The following is an 18938-nucleotide window of genomic DNA, read 5'->3' as shown; positions in this document are numbered from 1 at the left end:
CACCTTTATTTATTCTTTCATACGCTATAGATATGCGGGTCGATCATCATAAAAACAATAGTCAAGAATGTGTGATATTGCTTTGCTATTTTTAATTTATAAATTATGCTCAGAGCTCACTCTATGTTGAGCTTTTACCATGATAGACAAGGCGTTACTTTTAAAAACTCGTGACTTATCCGACCAACTCATTGCGCTGCAAACCCCAATTAGAATTCTCGATGCAATCAATTGGGATAAACAGACTAAAGAAGAGTTTTTTAGGCAAAAATGCCAAAAAAATCCTTTAATAGACCGTGCTTACTACCAACAGCGAGATTTAGGGTTTGTGCCTAGTGAGTTGCGCCAAGCATTTTCAACACTGCACCGAAATATTATTAATCAGTTGGGGCAATTAAACCCAATAACTCAATATATGGGTAAAATGTGTAGCGAATATAAAACAGTGCTTAATATGCTAGAGTACCGAGGTACTGCCGAATTTCATGACTTGTCGGTAGAGCTTTTTGGGCATCCAAAAGACCTTTTTCATGCTGGTGAGCCATCGTTATCTGAGCTTGCTAATATGCTTGAGCAGCCATTAAAAAGTTTGCTTGATGCGAACATTTTGCCTGAAGATCCTAAAAATATTGATGCCAGTGATGCGGTGCGTATTTTGTCTGAGCAGGTCAATGCCAGTATGCAAGGGATTAATGTGGAAGTAATGCTTAGTGATGGAATTGTCAGTGATGCGGCAGCAGGAGCTAACAATATAAAGCTTAATCAAGATGTTAAGTTTTCTCAGCGCGAATTAGATATTTTAGAGGTGCACGAGGGCTGGATCCATGTAGGCACCACTCAAAATGGCTTAGCGCAACCTTATTTAACTTGTTTGAGTAAAGGCACGCCAAGCTCTACCGTTACCCAAGAAGGGCTTGCAGTACTGACCGAAATAATTACTCTTAAATCAACACCACGTCGCTTATCAAAATTAGTAAACCGTATTCAAGCGGTCACCAAAGTGATTGATGGTGCTGAGTTTGTAGATATATACCGAGATTATGTAGCACAAGGGTTATCAAAAGACGACAGCTACACCCTTGCACAGCGTGTATTTAGAGGTAGCACCGCAACCGGCTTACCGTTTACTAAAGACATTGCTTATATAAAAGGCTTTGTATTGGTTTATAACTTAATTCGGGTGGCGATACAGCTTGGCAGAATTGACCAATTACCGCTATTGCTGGTGGGTAAAATATCAATTGATGACTTTAGGTTAATATCGCAACTACATGATTTAGGTGTGATTGAAAACCCACAATTTGTGCCGCCTCATTTTAAAGATTTAAGAGGACTTGCTACGTGGCTGAGCTTTGGTCGTTTTATTGGTAATTTGTCATTTGAACAATTAGAAAACGACTACAAGCCGTTGTTTTTATGATTTATAAGTGAGCTTTTTCTCAGAAACAAAAAAAGCCCAAAAATGGGCTTTTTTTAATTTAGCACAACACAGTTAACGTGCGTTGGTGCTCTCGAAAATTTTATCTGCAGAGGCTGCAACAAATCCAGTGTAAATTTCACCATCAGGTTTTGGATAACGAATAGCAAACTCGTAAAAACAGCTAGGAATGCGCATATCGCCATCGCTAAAGGTCACAGCGTATTCATCAGCTAATGTTGATGATTGCTCTAATAGCACTTCTGGTGAGCCTTTTACTTCGCCTCCTGAGGTATTAAGTGCAAAACCGGCATCTTTAAGAGCTTGGTTTACATCATGGATGTTATCAAATTTAGCTAAGGTATTAATGTTCACAGTAAAATGATTTGCACGGTAACCCCACGCAGACATCCACGCTGCATATTCGCTCTCAGCTAATAACTTTTTGTAAGTATCAGTGCTTACTTGCCAATGTGTGCCTGAATATAAAAAATTATCGGCAGTCACAGCGCTTTCGTCAATTTGTGCCACCATATCCGTAACGATTGCTTGTAGCTCAGGCGAACATTTTTCAACTAATAATTCAGAAATAAACACTTTAGGCTGTGTCGGATCGCTATGTTCATAATGCTTGGCGTAGAGTTTTTTTGCTTCAAAGTGATATTCACCACATTCTTTATAACCAATAGCTAAAAAGTGCGCAGCTAGTTTTTCAAGGCCTACTTTTTCTATGTTAAAAGTACGCAGTGCAATATGGTCGTTAATAATGTCGTCTTTTTGCGTTGAGCCTAATAAGTCATGAATTTTATCAGCTGATGGCGTTACTGTTAGGTAGTTTTGCCATAAGTTATCAAATAATGTGTTTACATCAGTATGCATGGTAAATCCTTAAATTTTCTAAAATTGTTATTCAATAATTAAGCCCGGCGCGAGGGTTTGCGGTAAGTTAACTTTTTCTGACTCTACTGAGGCCACTGGGTATGCGCAGTAATCAGCAGCATAGTATGCACTAGCTCTGTGGTTACCACTGGCACCTATGCCACCAAATGGCGCTGCGCTTGATGCGCCTGTAATAGGGCGGTTCCAGTTAACAATACCGGCACGAATACGTTTTAAAAAGTGGCTGTAATCATCTTCGCTGTCTGCAAGTAAACCTGCAGATAAACCAAAGCTGGTGTTATTCGCCTCTGCTATAGCGCTATCAAAGTCAGTGTAACGATATACTTTAATTAGCGGGCCAAAGTGTTCTTCATCGGCGATTTCATCGATTTTAGTGACATCAATAATACCTGGGCTGACAAAGCCAGTGCCTGGTTTTAATTGTTTAAGCTCAACGAGTACCTCAGCACCTTGTTTAACTAGGTCAGCTTGCGCTGCAACCATGCCTAAGGCGGCTTTTTCACTGATCATGGCACCCATAAATGGTTGATCGTCAGCAAAGCTATCATCTACAAGGATATTTTTGGTTGCGCTTATCAGCTTTTCTAAAATAGCATCGCCATTGGCTGATTTTTCAATAAATAATCGACGTGCACAAGTACAACGCTGACCCGAAGTAATAAAGCCCGATTGAATAATATCGTGAACGGCTGCGCTCACATCAGCAACATCTTTAACCACTAGCGGATTGTTACCGCCCATTTCAAGCGCTAAGATCTTACCGGGATGACCAGCAAATTGTTTATGTAATAAATGCCCTGTGTTTGAGCTACCAGTAAAGAATAAGCCATCGATATCTTGATGTGAGGCAAGCGCTTTACCTGTTTCCAGTTCACCTTGAACAAGGTTTATAACCCCAGCAGGTAAGCCTGCTTTTAGCCACAGCTCTAAAGTAAACTGTGCTACGTGAGGAGTTAGTTCTGATGGTTTAAACACCACGGTATTACCCGCTAATATAGCAGGGACTATATGACCGTTTGGTAAATGCCCAGGGAAATTATATGGGCCAAAAATAGCCACTACACCATGTGGTTTGTGGCGAATGAAGGCTTTTGCGCCAGGCATTGGGTTTTCGGTTGTGCCAGTTCGCTCATTGTAAGCACGGATAGCAATAGCAACTTTGCCTGTCATCGCACCGACTTCTGTGCGCGTTTCCCATAGTGGTTTACCTGTTTCACGAGCAATAATGCTAGCAAATTCTTCGCTGTGTTCTTTTAATTGGGCAACAAAGTTTTCTAAAATGGTAATACGTTGTTCAATTGGCATATCTGCCCATTGAATTTGCGCGGCTCTTGCCGCTTCAATAGCACTGCTAACTTGTTCGGGGCTGGCACCATTACCTTGCCAAACAACTTCGCCATTGCTTGGATTAACAGAATTAAAAGCAGGGCCTTGGCCTGCGCGCCATTGGTTATTAATTAGTTGTGTGTTCATAAATAGTGTTACAGGCGGAAAAATCGCGCTGCATCTCCTTGATTTAAATGAAGTGCATCAGCTACTTCTTGGCTGATAACTAAGGTGTGCTTTGCTTGATTATAATGAGCGTGTTTAGTGAACGTGGCTCTAAAGTCGCTAACCCCTTGATTACAAATAGCTAGGGTATCTGAGCTTTGCTCATTAATATGTTCAAGTTCACCAATGGTAATTGGGCACACTTGTGAATCACGAATACTGCGAATATTACCGAGCTTTGCCTCTACCGTGGGACCTGCGTCAAATAAATCAACGTAGCCACGATGTTCAAACCCTTCTTTTTCAAGCAACTTAAGTGCAGGCTTGGTTTTATCATGAACATGACCAATCACCGCTTGTGCTTTTTTACTTAGCAAGTTTACATAGATAGGGTATTTAGGCATAAGCTCGCTAATAAATACTTTATCGCCTAAACCAACTAAGTGATCAGCTTGTGGAAATTCAATACTAAAAAAGTGTTCTTGTAACCATTGCCAAAATGGAGAGTGCCCCTGTTCATCACTCACGCCACGCATTTCAGCAATTACAGTGTCGGCAAAGCGTTCACTGTGTTGTGCCATAAATAAAAAGCGTGAACGTGATAAAAACCGCCCTGTTAAGCCTTTTCTGCTGTCTTCACGTAAAAATAAAGTACATATTTCTGAGCAGCCTGTGTAGTCATTACACATACTTAAAATATCAACGGTATTGTAAACGTTTAAGGTGGGTGAATGATGGACAGTTTTACCTAAATGGTAGTGATACAAAGGCACAGACAAACCGACGGCCGCTTCTATGGCGGTAGTACCAATTACTTTGCCAGTGTCACTGTCTTCTAAAACAAATAAATAGCTTTCATCGATAGGCTTATTTACATTTTTAGTAAAGCTGTTTTGTGCACGGTCTATTTTTTCTTGTAGTTGTCCATCATCGACAGGTAAAGAGGTAAAACCATGGCCTGATTCAATGGCAATCTCTTTAAGTGCTGCAAAATCATTGACAGTAATAGGACGTAATACTTGCATTAACTACTTGCTCCAATAAAGCCCTGAGGTAAACATTTATCTCAGGGCTTTATATGTTTTACTTAGTGATTAACCGTTTACAACTTCGCTTACTGCTTTTTCAAAGCGAGCTAAGCCTTCCTTAATATCCTCAAATGGGATTACTAATGAAGGTGTAAAGCGGATAACGTTCATTCCGGCTACTAAATTCATTAAACCGTTATTAGCACTTGCAACTAAGAAGTCGCGAGCACGGCCTTCAAATTTTTCATTTAATGCAGCACCAATAAGTAAGCCTTTACCACGGATTTCACTAAATACATGGTATTTTTCGTTAATGGCATTTAGACCATCACGGAACATTTGTTCACGTTCTTTTACGCCATTTAAAACCGCAGGGGTATTTACTGTATCAAATGCAGCTTCTGCAACAGCACATGCCAATGGGTTACCACCGTAGGTAGAACCATGAGTCCCTATTTTTAGGTGTGCTGCAATTTCAGTAGTCGTAATCATGGCGCCAATTGGGAAACCGCCACCTAATGCTTTAGCTGTGGTTAAAATGTCAGGAATAACATCTAGGCCTTCGTATGCGTATAAGTGACCTGTACGGCCAACACCCGTTTGCACTTCATCAAAAATAAGCAGTGCGTTGTGTTTAGTACACAGCTCACGTACTTTTTGTGCAAACTCATTGGTTGGTGGCACAATACCGCCTTCACCTTGTAATGGCTCCATCATTACTGCACAAGTGTCATCGCCAATTAAGGCTTCAAAGGCAGCAATATCATTGTAGTCACAATGAACAATATCAGCAGGCTTTGGCCCAAAACCATCAGAATAAGCGGCTTGGCCACCTACAGTTACAGTGAAGAAAGTACGGCCATGAAAGCCTTTATTAAAAGCGATGATCTTAGACTTTTCAGCACCAAATTTGTCCAAAGCAAAGCGACGCGCTAACTTTAAAGCCGCTTCGTTTGCTTCAGCTCCTGAGTTTGCAAAGTAAACTTTTTCTGCAAAGGTAGCATCAACCATTTTCTTAGCTAAGCGAAGTGCTGGCTCATTGGTCATTACATTTGCTAAGTGCCAAATTTTTTCGCCTTGCTCTTTTAGTGCGCCCACTAATGCAGGGTGACAATGACCTAAACAATTAACCGCAATACCACCGGCAAAATCGATAAATTCGTTGTTATTTTGATCCCACACGCGTGAGCCTTCACCACGAACGGGAATAACTGCAGATGGGTTGTAATTAGGGACCATTACGTCGTTAAATAAATCTCTGGTTACTTGCATTTTTACACCTAAATTAATCACATAAAAAACGTTGCTGAAAAATAACGATAAGCTCAGGCTTATTCAGCAATACAATGCGTTCATACTTATTAAAAATGTCATTATCAAAGGTTATGGATTAAATTTGCAGTGCTATTTTGTGAAAAATGATTAGAATAATAGTCAAAATAACGAACCTTATTAGCATTATGATAACTCCCCAAGATAAAAAGCTACTATCAGTATTAAAAACGAACGCTAGAGCAAGTATTTCTGACCTTGCAAGGCATTTAAATTTATCCCGCTCAACAGTGCAAAGTCGCATGCTTAAGTTGGAGCAAAGTGGGGTGATTAAAGGGTATAACGTTGACTTTGGAGATGATTTTTTAAATAGCTTAGTTTCTGCACATGTCTCAATAAAGGTCAAACAAAAGCTAACGACTAAAACCAACGTAGAGTTAAAACAAATAGATGCCATATCTCAGTTGTATGCAATTAGCGGTGAATTTGATTTAATTGCCATTGTCGAAGCTCAAAATCTCGAGCAGTTAAGCCACTTATTAGACGATATAGGTAATTTAGATGGGGTAGAGCGCACTCGTTCATCGGTTATTTTAGAAACCAAATTTAAGCGTTAATTAGATTTATTTCTAACCATTCAGTGAGTATTAATTATTTGCATTTAGGCTCACTTAATTGTAATCTCACCGTTATTAGAAACAAGGATTGTTTTTGACCAAATCAATAGGCTTTTCGCCCCTGCATTTGCCACAATCCTCCAATACTGAACAAACCTGATAAGTATAGTTATTACATGCAAGAACACTAGTTGATTACAATGTGAGAAACAGGACGTTTTGGCAAAACAGCTCAAAAACATTACAAGGAAATGTTATGAAATACACAACACTAGCTGCTGCAGCCCTATTAATAATAGGTGGCTCATATTTAAGTGCAAAGGCCACTTTATTTGACTCAAGCGATAACATAACGGTTGAAACTTACAGCGACATATTTTTTAAACTAGAATCCTCACCCGTCAATATTAATGAGATTATTACTGGCGCGAGTCAGTTTGCCAATAGCTTATGTGATGAAAGTATTTATCAAGAAGTTATTGGTGAGTCAGTAAACTCATGTAAGCAAAAATTCAAACAATCACAAGCGCAATGTGCTGACTTTATTACAAAAAATAGTCAGGCTATGTACACTGATAAGGTTGCCATAACGCTCGTATCTGAAAAATTTATAAATTGCATGACGAATAGCTAAGTTATATTTTGTTCAAATTTTGCCCGAAACTCCCTATTTGACTGGGTGACATTGGTATTTCAATATTTTAATTAGCATATTATACCCTGTGGTCTATGCTGAATTTATGAGTTGTTAATGCCCAGTTTGCTTTAGGGAGTACAATGCAAGAAAATTTACTAAACTCAGTTATCAAAATAACAAAAAACAGAGACGTAGACTCACTTGAATACAGCTTGATATCGACCATCCAAGAGTTTATTGGGTGTAAAGAAGTTTCAGTTTATAAAGACATAGAAGTTCAGGGTCAACTTACCATTGAACAAAGCCTATGTTTGAAAGTGACTGGTGAAAAGCAATTTGAGTGGGTACAACGACAAATTGTTGCACACCCCGAGGATGAGCTTCTATCATGCTTACGTTCTGCTTGTATTATCACGGTGCAATCAACAGATGGCATCGAACGCCGTTGGTTACCCATTACCCGCCAAGAGAAAACAGTCGCCGCAATTTCTGTGGTTTCAAACAGCCTAGATAGTCCAGCCCAGGTGATGTTAAATGCTTTTTGTCGTATTTTTGAAAATTATTTAGTGATTCTTCATGAAAACGAAAGAGATAAATTAACAGGACTATTAAATAGACAAACTTTTGAAAAAAAAATAAAACAACTGATTGAAAAACAAGTATTAAAAGTTCACAGTTCATCTCGAGATGAGGGTAAAAGGCAACAAAAATACGCATCTACATCTTGGTTAGCTATTTTAGATATTGATCATTTTAAAAATATAAACGACAAGTATGGTCATATTTGCGGTGATGAAGTACTGCTGATATTAGCGCAAAAAATGCGTCACTTTTTTCGTTCAACCGATTTAATTTTTCGCTTTGGTGGTGAAGAATTTGTGATTGTTTTTGAGCCCACTGATGCAGATTCCATATGTAATAAAATGGCAGAATTTTTACAACTCGTCAGAAATACTTCGTTTCCTTTTGTTGAAAACATGACGATCAGTGCTGGTTTAGCACGTATTAGCCCTTATGATTTCCCAATCACTGTAATAGAAAGCGCCGACAAAGCACTGTATTACGCTAAAAATAATGGCCGAGATAAGTTTTGTGTATACGAAGATTTAATCGCTGAACAGCTAATCAACGTACAAGAAAACGATTCAGAAATAGATTTATTTTAACCTACTGGGCTTGTGCGTGGCTTCGCTGTACCTTTACCTTAGTAACTTGATCGAGCTTTAAAAAATAAACATTACCGCCAATGCCTTTAAATTCCTCATCGGTAAAGGCAATTGTATTATCATCATAAAACGTGATCGCTTCTTTTTGGGTCACAATACCAAGATCAATTTTAGACACATCACCAGAGAAAAACTTATCCCCTTTAAAATTTTCAAACAGCCAAATGCTGGTTGAGTCTAGTAGCGCAAGTTTTTTTCTATCTGGGCTAAGTGCTGCAGAGGTGATCCAGCATAACTTTTCCATGGTGGTGCAGGTTCTAAATGAGTCAATTAGCTGGGCGTCAAAATTTGCTGCATGATCGCCTACTTTGTAAACATTGGTAATACCATCAAAGGGTTCAGTTCGGTTTTTAGTAAATAAATATAAGTGCCGGCCAAAAGCGACAAAAGCTTCTAAGTCATAATTGCGTTGATCAGGTTGTATTGGACTGCCGTCTAATTCTGGGTAGGTAAATTTAATTATCTCGGCTTCAGTGGTATTTGTTTTAATATCAATCGGGTTTTCTATTTTATAAATGGTTAGCCACTTACGTTCGTTTTTATTATTACCAAAGTCACCCAAGAAAAAATGACCAAAGTTATTTTGTGTCATGTCCTCCCAATCAATGTTTTTTGCGTTGCTGACTAAAATTTCTTTAGCGATAGAGCCATCGTCATTGAGTCTATATAGCTTAGGTTCGTCGCCACTGTCATTAATAGCCCAAAGACGTTTATATTTATCAAACTCAATGCCGGAAATTTCTTTTAACTTTGGGTCTACAGAGACAAGCTTTTTACTATATAGTGTATAAATTGAACTACCAACAACAGCAATGGTAGTGAGAAAAACAATAACAGAGGTAATAAGAATGCTTTTTTTAATCATAGTTTTTAAATATTTATCGGCATTGGCTAGGTAGATAATTATTATCGCTGATGATGTGGTTAAGCTAAAGGTTTTTTAACCTCAATGCGGTAATAAAAAACGATTATGTGTGAATTGTTGTAAAAGAAATTTAATCGGGTGTAGTTGGTTTAAAAATTGCTCAGTTAAAGAGCTTACCTAAAAACCTGTTTAAAATGGTTGAAAACTGCACCAACCTAGTGCGGTAAAATAAATAACGCACTGTAATAATGCGTAAATAAAGTTTTGTTTAACTTTAAGCTTGTTTTTATGTGAATGAATGGATTCCACATCGCCTATTTAAGCTGTTTGGCCTGTGGCAAAGATGAATAACCCTTACGGTTTAGTTGGAGCCTATTATGTTGAATAAACGCTTTTTTAAGACAAAAAACGAAGCAGAAGTCACGTTTGAATTTTCTCATCCTGATGCTGATGATGTCTGTTTACTTGGGGAGTTTAATGATTGGCAGCCAGTGCCAATGAAACTGAACAAAAAGTTGGGTGTGTTTAAGTGTAAACAGCGTTTGCCTGTTGATAAAGAGTTTCACTTTCGTTATTTGATTAATGGTAAGCAGTGGGATAACGACCATCAGGCTGATGGTTATCGGGCTAATAATTTTGGTTCAGAGAACAGTATAGTAAATACACAACGCATTAATTAAGGTTGGTGAATGGACGCACTATCGCAATTATTTTATTTGCATGGAATAGGCTATGAATACACTAAGTACACTGGTGAACACGTTGTTTTTAGCGAACAAACGCGCAAGTTAGCCTTGCAGTGTTGTGGCGTTGACACCAGTGATGCAGCGCAAATAGATAAGTTAAATTACCAATTAGATGCGGCCACTTGGTTAACGCTTGCACCGGCTGTTAGCTTAGTAAAGCAGCCTAGCAATGTGCTTAAAGTACGTATTAAAGAAACCGACGCGCACCATAAAATTACGCTTAACATACCTGCATTAAATATTAAGCTACAATTTGAACAAATTGCTGACTATGCGCCATTAGGCGAGTATTTTTTAAATGACTGCCGTTATATTGAAATAGCGTTGCCACTTACCCATTTACCTACGGGTTATTATGATGCTTTGCTGAGTATGGGAGCGCAATCGGCAACTACACAAATTTGGTCTATCCCTAAACAAGTTTATCAAATTGCCGATAGTAAACGCCTTGGCTTATCAATTCAGTTATATACATTAAAAAACAAAGCCGGAATGGGAATTGGTGATTTTAATGATTTACTTGAATTAACCACGTTATGTGCAAAACAAAAAATGGATTATATTTTACTTAATCCTCTGCACTTATTATTTGCAGATAACCCAGAGTGCGCTAGTCCCTATAACCCCAGTAACCGCGCGTTACTCAATCCATTGTATATAGCAATTAACTTATCGACAGATAGTATTAACAACCCCACTTTAGATGATTACTTATCTTCTTGTTGTTTAACGTCGCACAGCGAGCAAGATATAACCTTTATTAATTATAAAACGGTTACTGAGCAGAAATATAATGCCTTTAAACTGCTTTTTGCGCATTTTCAACAACAGGGTAGTCAAGCACGGCAAGACGAGTTTACAGCCTTTTGTAAACAGCACCGCGATGTACTTGCTATGCTAGAAACTACGCAGCCGACATTCGACCATTACCTGCAATGGCAGGCACACAGCCAACTCATACTGTGCCAACAACATTGTATCGACCAAGGAATGGCGATTGGTTTGATTAACGACTTAGCAGTTGGCTGTGCCAAAGAGGGCAGCGAATATAAACATCAGCAGAAACTGTTTAGCCAAGATGCGACTGTAGGAGCTCCACCAGATCCTTGGGCTGAAAGTGGCCAAAATTGGGGTTTGCCAGCAATAAATCCTCAGCGCCTTGCTGACAATAACTATTACTTTTACCGCTCACTTATACGCGCCAATATGAATGCTGTGGGTGGATTACGCATTGATCATGTTATGGCAATTAGACGTTTATGGTGGTGCTTTAACAATAATAACAGCCAAGATGGTTGCTATGTTTACTATCCATTCGAGCACTTGTTAGCTATTTTGAAAATAGAATCTCACCTAAATAAGGCTGTCGTGATAGGCGAAGATTTAGGTGTTGTGCCACCTGAAGTAAAAGAAGCGCTGGTGAGCAGTGGAATTTTTTCAAACAGTTTATTTTATTTCGAAAAACAACAAAATGATGAATTTGTTAATCGTGATGATCTTAGCGAACAATGCCTGCTAATGATTGCCAATCATGACGTACCGCCATTTGTTGGCTGGTGGCAGCATAGTGATTTAACCCTCAAACAACAGTATCAGCTGATTGATGCCACTAAACACCAGCAGCTAGTGCAGCAACGTCAACAAGAGCAACAACGGTTAGTTGATTTTATTAATGCACAAGACACACATTCTGACATGTCATTAAACACCGATGCTTTTGCGATTTATAGCGCGCTGGCTTTGTGTTTAGCAAAGTCGCCATCGCGATTATTTGCCCTACAAATTGATGACTTAGACAAACAATGCTACCCAGTTAACATTCCGGGTACAGATAAAGAGTATCCCAATTGGAGACGGGTGTTAACACATACGTGCGAGGATATTTTTACTGATAACGCATCACTTTTGACTGCAATACATTCAATGAGGAATGGGTAAATGGGCAGTATAAAAAATATGAAATCAACGCCAGTGACTGATTATGATTCACAAGTTACTGCGCTCGCAGCAGGACGCTTTAAAGACCCATTTAGTTTTTTAGGAGCGCACAGTACACAAAGCGGCATAGAAGTTCGAGTGTATTTGCCAGCAGCACTGCAGGTTGAATTGTTAATTGGTGATCAAACAATTACTGCATTGCGCTATAAACAAAGTGATTTATTTATAGCTGAGCTATCAAGCATGCCGAGCAGTGTGTATCGATGCCATGTTAGCTATAAAAGCAATAATATTTCCTTTTACGATGAATACAGTTTTAGTAGTACCCTTGATGAGCAAGCAATGTACTTGTTCAATGAAGGGAGTCTTGAGCATGCTTATGCGCACTTAGGCGCGCAATTTATTACTCAACAGGGCGTTGACGGTGTTCGTTTTTGTGTGTGGGCGCCAAATGCTGCCAGCGTTTCAGTGATTGGTGAATTTAACTTTTGGCAGTCCAATCGTCACTTTATGCGATTTCATCCGGCCAGTGGAGTATGGGAGTTATTTATCCCGGAGCTGTGCGCCGATATGTGCTACAAATTTGCTATCACCACAATCAGTGGTGAAGTTTTAGATAAAGCCGATCCATTTGCTTTTAAAATGCAGCAAGCGCCTGGTACAGCAAGCATTTTACAATACAAACCCACCCCTATCACGCTTAGTGAACAAGCGATCAAAAATAGGCAAAAGCGTAATCATATTGATGCCGCTATTAGTATTTATGAAGTGCACTTAGGTTCTTGGCAACGCGCTGAGCATAATCGTTATTTAAGCTACAGCGAGCTGGCAGATAAGCTTGTAAGTTACGTGGTTAAAATGGGGTTTACGCATTTACAACTTATGCCTATCAGTGAATACCCGTTTGATGGTTCTTGGGGTTATCAGCCGGTAGGCTTGTTTGCGCCTACAAGCCGCTTTGGTGATTACAACAGCTTTAAATACTTAGTTGAGCAATGCCATAAAGCCAATATCGGTATTTTACTCGATTGGGTGCCGGGGCACTTTCCAAGCGACCCTCATGGGTTACATTGTTTTGATGGCACCCATTTATATGAACATGCTGATATGCGTCAAGGGTTTCACCCTGATTGGAATACCTATATTTATAATTACGATCGCCCTGAAGTTAAAAGCTTTTTAATATCAAATGCAATGTATTGGCTCAGTCAATTTGGCATAGATGGACTGCGAGTAGATGCGGTGGCATCTATGTTGTATCTTGATTACAGCCGAAAAGAAGGGCAATGGGTGGCTAATTGCTACGGTGGCAGAGAAAACTTAGGGGCAATTGAGTGCCTTAAACAGGTAAACATACGCAGTTATAAAAATAACCCCGGTATTATGATGGTTGCTGAGGAGTCAACGGCGTGGCCCGGAGTAACGCAAAGCGTTGAGCATAATGGTTTGGGCTTTGGTTACAAATGGAATATGGGCTGGATGAACGACAGCCTGCATTACATGCAGCAAGACTCACTATTTAGGAAATACCATCATCATAAAATGACATTTTCTATGGTGTATGCCTTTAGTGAAAATTACATTTTACCGCTCAGTCATGATGAAGTGGTGCATGGCAAAGGCTCACTACTAAACAAAATGCCTGGTGACGATTGGCAACAGTTTGCTAATTTACGGGCTTATTATGCGTTTATGTGGGCGCATCCAGGAAAAAAACTACTGTTTATGGGCGCCGAAATAGCACAGCGAAAAGAGTGGGATCATGACAATTCAATAGACTGGCACTTGCTTGAACACCAAAGTCATCAAGGTATTCAAGATACGGTTAAACGCCTTAATCATGTGTATCAAGCACATCCAGCACTTTATGAGCTTGATAGTTGCGCTACTGGTTTTTCATGGATAGATAATAATAACAGTCAGCAAAGTATATTTAGCTTTATTCGTTATGCCAAAAGTGCTGACGATTTTATGGTTATTGTCGCTAATTTTACCCCTACAGCATATCAACACTTTACTTTAGGCGTGCCTGCTGAAGGCAGTTATAAGGTGATATTAAATACTGATGAGTCATGTTTTTTTGGCTCAGGCATTAATATCACTGATGAGCCAAGCCAACTTATTCATTCAATTAATCAACCAAGCCATGGCTTTGATCACAGTATTACATTACAGATGGGTGGCTTAACCACTGTTTACTTGCAAAAGGTGAATGATGAGTAATTGCTTTGAGGTTACCCATGGTGCATCTCTTCCATTGGGATCGACTGTACAAAACAACGGCGTCAACTTTGCCTTATACGCCCCTAATGCAAGCCAAGCTTTTGTTTGTTTATTTGATAAAAGTGGCCATACAGAAATATTAAAAATAGCTATGAATATTAATGAAGGCGGGGTGTGGAGTATTCACGTTGCGCCACTTAGCGCTGGCGCATTATATGGCTTTAGGGTTGATGGTGAGTATAACCATGAAAAGGGCATGTTATTTAATGAACATAAGTTGCTGATTGACCCTTATGCAAAAGACTTGTTTAACGAGTTTACTTGGAGCGAGCGCCATTACGGACAAATGCCGATAGGCACTAAAAGCGAGGTTAATAATGCGATAGATATGCCTAAATCTAAAGTGACTACATCGGTTGCTTATACCAATAAAAAGCCACAGCATAGCTGGGCTAATACGGTAATTTATGAGTGTCATGTAAAAGGTGCTACGTGTCGTCATCCAGGTATTCCAAAAGTACAGCAAGGCACGTTTTTAGGCCTAAGCCACCCGTGCTTTATTGAGCATTTAAAAAGTTTAGGGGTGACCGCTATTGAGCTTTTGCCTGTGCATGCGTTTATAAGTGAACAGTTTTTAATTACTAAAGGCCTGCAAAATTACTGGGGCTACAATAGCATCAATTTTTTTACTCCCCACAAAGACTATTTGGTTAATGACGATATAAACGAATTTAAACAGATGGTCAGCGAACTACATCGCGCCAATATTGAAGTTATTTTAGATGTTGTATACAACCATACTGCTGAGGGCGGCAGTGATGGACCTATATTGTCTTTACGTGGCTTCGATAACCTCACTTATTATCGCACTATTAATGGGCAGCCCAATGTATATATAAATGATACTGGCTGTGGTAACACCTTAAATATTGATCATCCAAAAACCTTGCAATTGGTTCTTGATAGCTTGCGTTATTGGGTGGAAGTTATGGGGGTTGATGGCTTTCGATTTGATTTAGCCACCATTTTAGGGCGTTCAAGTACGGGTTTTAGTGCGTCTCATACGTTTTTACAGGCCGTTGCACAAGATCCTATATTAAATAAGGTAAAACTGATTAGTGAGCCGTGGGATATAGGGCCTGGCGGGTATCAGTTAGGTGCTTTTCCTGCTCCTTGGCGTGAGTGGAATGATCAATACCGTGATGTGATTAAACGCTTTTGGCAAAGTGAAAAAGGCATTATTAGTGATGTAGCTAAGCGTTTACATGGCTCGTTTGATATTTTTGAACACAGTAACCGCGGCCCGCTTAATAGTATTAATTTTATTACCAGTCATGATGGTTTTACCCTTGCCGACTTAGTCAGTTATGAGCACAAACATAACCAAGCAAATGGTGAAAACAATCAAGATGGCCACAGCGCTAATTATTCGTTTAATTGCGGAGTTGAGGGATTTAGTAGCGATCCTGAAATAATAAACTTACGGCTCCAACAACAAAAAAACTTTTTACTTACCTTGCTACTCTCTAAAGGGGTGCCAATGATAGCCGCTGGCAGTGAAATGGCCCATTCTCAAGGTGGTAATAATAACGCTTATTGCCAGAATAACCGCACAAGCTGGCTGGCATGGAAAGACTCACAACTAAACCATTGCTTAATTCAGTTTATAGATGATGCATTAAAAATTAGGCACGGTCACAGTGCGTTTAAACACAGTGTGTTTTTAGATGATATTGATGAACGTTTCACCGTTAAGTGGTTCACCGAGCAAGGTAAAAAAATGGATGAAACACATTGGCATGAAGATACGCGACAATTTTTAATGTATAGCTTACTTGATAAGCAAAATAAGCACGCCTTATTAATTATTTTAAACGCCAGTAAACAGCCCGTGGTCTGCCAATTACCACAATCGCCCATTACTGCGACATGGGCGTTAGTGTTATCAAGCGTAAATAACGCATCAACTGTTGTTGAAGAAGATGCAACCGTGAATATTTCAGCACAAAGTAGTTGGGTTTTTAGTGCCAATTTAGAAGGCGAAGATTATGACTAAGCAAGACGAGCAAGTGTGTGTGGTAAAAGGCTGGCAAGAAGGCCCGGTTATTGATGAAAGTACCTTAAGTGATGATTTAACTCGCCACTTTTATTACACCTTAGGGCGTGATGTGGTGGGAGAGTCGCAGTTGTATTTATATCATGCATTGGCGCTGACAATAAGAGATAGACTCGTTGCGCGTTGCAGAGAAACTAATCAGCAAATTAAACAACAAAAACGCCGCAAAACAGCGTATTTATCGCTAGAGTTTTTAATGGGTAGAGCACTGGGTAATGCGGTACTCAACCTTGATTTAGAATCTCAGGTAAGTACTGCACTGCAAGCTTACTGTACTGAGCTGGAAAATGTAGAACAAGCAGAGCATGATGCCGGCTTAGGTAATGGTGGCTTGGGGCGCTTAGCGGCATGCTTTTTAGATAGTTGCGCGAGTTTAGCGCTGCCAGTAGTGGGTTATGGAATTCGCTATGAATACGGCATGTTTAATCAATCAATAAAAGAAGGCTACCAAATTGAGCAGCCAGATAACTGGCTACGCGAAGGTCACCCTTGGGAATTGAGCGCACCAGAGCAAGCTAAACGAGTTAAGTTCTCGGGTTATGTACAAAGTTATACCGATAAATTTGGTCATGAACATCGCCAGTGGATGAGCTCCCAAGATGTGCTTGCGGTTCCTTATGATGTTCCCATTCCGGGCTATAAAAATAATATTGTTAATACCCTTAGGCTTTGGAAGTCTGAAGCAACCGATGAATTTAATTTAGCCGAATTTAATGCCGGTAGTTATTCAGAAGCGGTGGCACAAAAAAACCTCGCAGAGCAAATAACCATGGTGTTGTACCCTAACGACAGCAGTGAAAATGGTAAAGAACTGCGTTTACGCCAGCAATACTTTTTATCATCGGCAAGCATTCAAGATGTACTGAGCCAGTGGATTGAGCAATACGGAGATAATTTTACTGATTTTGCTCAGCATCATGTTTTTCAGCTTAACGACACTCATCCTAGTATTGCCGTGGCAGAGCTGATGCGAATTTTAGTTGACGACCATGAACTCGACTGGGATCAGGCATGGAACATCACAACCAAAACCATGGCTTATACAAATCACACTTTATTGCCGGAGGCATTAGAGAAGTGGTCAGTGGGGTTATTTGCTAAATTATTACCACGTATTTTAGAAATTATTTATGAAATTAATGCCCGTTTCTTAGCAGAGGTTGCAAGGCATTGGCCGGGTGATGTGCAAAAGCAACGAGACTTATCATTAATTGAAGAGGGCGAAGAGCCGCAAATTCGCATGGCTTTCTTAGCCATTGTTGGTAGTTATTCAGTCAATGGCGTAGCCGCACTGCATACCCAGTTATTAACTGCGGGTTTGTTTAAAGATTTTTACTCATTATGGCCTGAAAAGTTTAATAACAAAACCAATGGGGTGACACCAAGGCGTTGGCTTGCTTATTGTAATCCGGGTCTGAGCCATATTATTAGCGAGAAAATAGGAAAAGACTGGGTAGGCGACTTTGCAAAAATTAGCCAATTACGCCGTTTTTATGATGATCCGCAATTGCACGTAACATGGCAGCAGGCAAAACGGCAAAACAAGCAGCGTTTAGTCGATTTAGTAAAACAAAAGTGTGGCGTCGAGTTTGATGTAAATATGCTATTTGATGTGCAGGTAAAGCGTATTCATGAATATAAGCGCCAGTTACTCAATGTCCTACATGTTATTCATTTATACGACCGCATTCGTCGTGGCGATACACAAGGCATGGTACCTCGTTGTGTATTACTCGGAGGTAAAGCCGCACCTGGTTATATGATGGCGAAGAAAATTATTAAACTGATTAATAATGTTGCTGAGGTGATCAACAAAGACCCTGAAGTATCGATGTTTTTAAGAGTTGCCTTTTTACCAAATTACAATGTGACCGCCATGGAAACTATATGTTCTGCAACAGATTTGTCGGAGCAAGTTTCTACAGCAGGTAAAGAAGCATCCGGTACCGGCAACATGAAGTTTATGATGAATGGTGCGCTCACAATAGGCACGTTAGATGGCGCGAATATTGAAATCCGCGATGCAGTAGGAGCTGAAAACTTCTTCTTATTTGGCGCACAAGCCGAGCACATTGACGAAATTAGAGCGCATTATAATCCCAGTGAAATTATTGCGAATAACTCAGATCTAAATAGCGTGATGCATCTCCTTGAAAGTGGTCATTTTAATCTATTTGAACCCGGCTTATTTGATGATGTCATTAGCGGCATTAAAAGCAAAGACGATGCATGGCTAACCGCACATGACTTTGCCAGTTACATTGCAGCGCAGCGTGAAGTGGATAAAGCGTACGCTGATCAAACCCACTGGACTCAAATGAGTATTTTAAATACCGCGGCCAGTGGTTTATTTTCTAGTGACAGAACAATAGGCCAATATTGTGATGACATATGGCACTTAACCCCACTAGATACTTCACAGCAAACAGTAAAAACAAACACTGACACTAATAGCTGACACT

General features: G+C 39.7%; 14 protein-coding genes. 9 read left to right on the top strand and 5 right to left on the bottom strand.

Going from position 1 to position 18938, the window contains the following annotated elements:
• Positions 1-139 precede the first annotated feature (139 nt).
• Positions 140-1420 carry a flavohemoglobin expression-modulating QEGLA motif protein gene (locus CWB77_RS14900; protein WP_075170231.1) on the top strand — a complete coding sequence of 427 codons (1281 nt, stop codon included), beginning with the start codon at positions 140-142 and terminating at the stop codon, positions 1418-1420.
• A gap of 72 nt (positions 1421-1492) precedes the next feature.
• On the opposite strand, the gene CWB77_RS14895 is transcribed toward CWB77_RS14900, so the two are convergent.
• From CWB77_RS14895 to CWB77_RS14880, 4 genes are all read right to left on the bottom strand, one after another.
• Positions 1493-2296 carry a DUF1338 domain-containing protein gene (locus CWB77_RS14895; RefSeq protein WP_010388946.1) on the bottom strand — a complete coding sequence of 268 codons (804 nt, stop codon included), beginning with the start codon at positions 2294-2296 and terminating at the stop codon, positions 1493-1495.
• Positions 2297-2323: 27 nt separating this feature from the next.
• The gene (gene astD, locus CWB77_RS14890; protein WP_138623401.1) at positions 2324-3790 is read right to left on the bottom strand and encodes a succinylglutamate-semialdehyde dehydrogenase; all 1467 of its coding nucleotides are present in this window, start codon (positions 3788-3790) and stop codon (positions 2324-2326) included.
• A gap of 8 nt (positions 3791-3798) precedes the next feature.
• Positions 3799-4833 (bottom strand): arginine N-succinyltransferase, encoded by a 1035-nt coding sequence (astA, locus tag CWB77_RS14885; protein WP_010388944.1) that lies wholly within the window; start codon positions 4831-4833, stop codon positions 3799-3801.
• A 69-nt stretch (positions 4834-4902) separates the two neighbouring features.
• Complete coding sequence (locus CWB77_RS14880) at positions 4903-6108, bottom strand: aspartate aminotransferase family protein (RefSeq protein ID WP_075170229.1); 1206 nt, start codon at positions 6106-6108, stop codon at positions 4903-4905.
• Between the two features lie 188 nt (positions 6109-6296).
• On the opposite strand from CWB77_RS14880, the gene CWB77_RS14875 reads away from it, so the two are divergent.
• The 3 genes from CWB77_RS14875 to CWB77_RS14865 all read left to right on the top strand — a co-directional run bounded on the left by CWB77_RS14875 (position 6297) and on the right by CWB77_RS14865 (position 8528).
• Positions 6297-6725 carry an Lrp/AsnC family transcriptional regulator gene (locus CWB77_RS14875; protein ID WP_010388942.1) on the top strand — a complete coding sequence of 143 codons (429 nt, stop codon included), beginning with the start codon at positions 6297-6299 and terminating at the stop codon, positions 6723-6725.
• A 256-nt stretch (positions 6726-6981) separates the two neighbouring features.
• Positions 6982-7359: a hypothetical protein gene (locus CWB77_RS14870; RefSeq protein ID WP_138623399.1), complete on the top strand. Its 378-nt coding sequence runs from the start codon at positions 6982-6984 to the stop codon at positions 7357-7359.
• A gap of 143 nt (positions 7360-7502) precedes the next feature.
• Complete coding sequence (locus tag CWB77_RS14865) at positions 7503-8528, top strand: GGDEF domain-containing protein (protein WP_010388940.1); 1026 nt, start codon at positions 7503-7505, stop codon at positions 8526-8528.
• A gap of 1 nt (position 8529) precedes the next feature.
• Here the strand turns inward: CWB77_RS14865 and CWB77_RS14860 are convergent, their stop codons facing one another.
• Entirely contained in the window at positions 8530-9453 is a 924-nt protein-coding gene (locus CWB77_RS14860) for a hypothetical protein (protein ID WP_010388938.1), read from the bottom strand.
• Between the two features lie 377 nt (positions 9454-9830).
• Between CWB77_RS14860 and CWB77_RS14855 the strand changes: the two genes are divergently transcribed.
• The 5 genes from CWB77_RS14855 to CWB77_RS14835 are packed head-to-tail and all read left to right on the top strand — an operon-like array spanning position 9831 to position 18934.
• Positions 9831-10133: an isoamylase early set domain-containing protein gene (locus tag CWB77_RS14855; RefSeq protein WP_010388937.1), complete on the top strand. Its 303-nt coding sequence runs from the start codon at positions 9831-9833 to the stop codon at positions 10131-10133.
• A 9-nt stretch (positions 10134-10142) separates the two neighbouring features.
• The gene (gene malQ / locus CWB77_RS14850; protein ID WP_138623397.1) at positions 10143-12137 is read left to right on the top strand and encodes a 4-alpha-glucanotransferase; all 1995 of its coding nucleotides are present in this window, start codon (positions 10143-10145) and stop codon (positions 12135-12137) included.
• The gene (gene glgB / locus CWB77_RS14845) at positions 12138-14360 is read left to right on the top strand and encodes a 1,4-alpha-glucan branching protein GlgB (protein ID WP_138623395.1); all 2223 of its coding nucleotides are present in this window, start codon (positions 12138-12140) and stop codon (positions 14358-14360) included.
• The gene (glgX, locus tag CWB77_RS14840) at positions 14353-16416 is read left to right on the top strand and encodes a glycogen debranching protein GlgX (RefSeq protein WP_055012004.1); all 2064 of its coding nucleotides are present in this window, start codon (positions 14353-14355) and stop codon (positions 16414-16416) included. The genes glgB and glgX overlap by 8 nt, the downstream gene beginning before the upstream one ends.
• Positions 16409-18934: a glycogen/starch/alpha-glucan phosphorylase gene (locus CWB77_RS14835; RefSeq protein WP_138623393.1), complete on the top strand. Its 2526-nt coding sequence runs from the start codon at positions 16409-16411 to the stop codon at positions 18932-18934. The genes glgX and CWB77_RS14835 overlap by 8 nt, the downstream gene beginning before the upstream one ends.
• Positions 18935-18938 lie beyond the last annotated feature (4 nt).

The organism is Pseudoalteromonas sp. S1610, assembly GCF_005887465.1.
Taxonomy (GTDB): Bacteria; Pseudomonadota; Gammaproteobacteria; order Enterobacterales; family Alteromonadaceae; genus Pseudoalteromonas; species Pseudoalteromonas undina.
This window is presented reverse-complemented; position numbering and strand designations above follow the sequence as displayed.

Coding starts and splice junctions, on each gene's coding strand:
- astD (WP_138623401.1), bottom strand. CDS start 3,790: ATGAACACACAACTAATTAATAACCAATGGCGCGCAGGCCAAGGCCCT.
- CWB77_RS14855 (WP_010388937.1), top strand. CDS start 9,831: ATGTTGAATAAACGCTTTTTTAAGACAAAAAACGAAGCAGAAGTCACG.
- CWB77_RS14900 (WP_075170231.1), top strand. CDS start 140: ATGATAGACAAGGCGTTACTTTTAAAAACTCGTGACTTATCCGACCAA.
- malQ (WP_138623397.1), top strand. CDS start 10,143: ATGGACGCACTATCGCAATTATTTTATTTGCATGGAATAGGCTATGAA.
- CWB77_RS14875 (WP_010388942.1), top strand. CDS start 6,297: ATGATAACTCCCCAAGATAAAAAGCTACTATCAGTATTAAAAACGAAC.
- CWB77_RS14895 (WP_010388946.1), bottom strand. CDS start 2,296: ATGCATACTGATGTAAACACATTATTTGATAACTTATGGCAAAACTAC.
- CWB77_RS14835 (WP_138623393.1), top strand. CDS start 16,409: ATGACTAAGCAAGACGAGCAAGTGTGTGTGGTAAAAGGCTGGCAAGAA.
- CWB77_RS14865 (WP_010388940.1), top strand. CDS start 7,503: ATGCAAGAAAATTTACTAAACTCAGTTATCAAAATAACAAAAAACAGA.
- CWB77_RS14870 (WP_138623399.1), top strand. CDS start 6,982: ATGAAATACACAACACTAGCTGCTGCAGCCCTATTAATAATAGGTGGC.
- glgX (WP_055012004.1), top strand. CDS start 14,353: ATGAGTAATTGCTTTGAGGTTACCCATGGTGCATCTCTTCCATTGGGA.
- CWB77_RS14860 (WP_010388938.1), bottom strand. CDS start 9,453: ATGATTAAAAAAAGCATTCTTATTACCTCTGTTATTGTTTTTCTCACT.
- CWB77_RS14880 (WP_075170229.1), bottom strand. CDS start 6,108: ATGCAAGTAACCAGAGATTTATTTAACGACGTAATGGTCCCTAATTAC.
- astA (WP_010388944.1), bottom strand. CDS start 4,833: ATGCAAGTATTACGTCCTATTACTGTCAATGATTTTGCAGCACTTAAA.
- glgB (WP_138623395.1), top strand. CDS start 12,138: ATGGGCAGTATAAAAAATATGAAATCAACGCCAGTGACTGATTATGAT.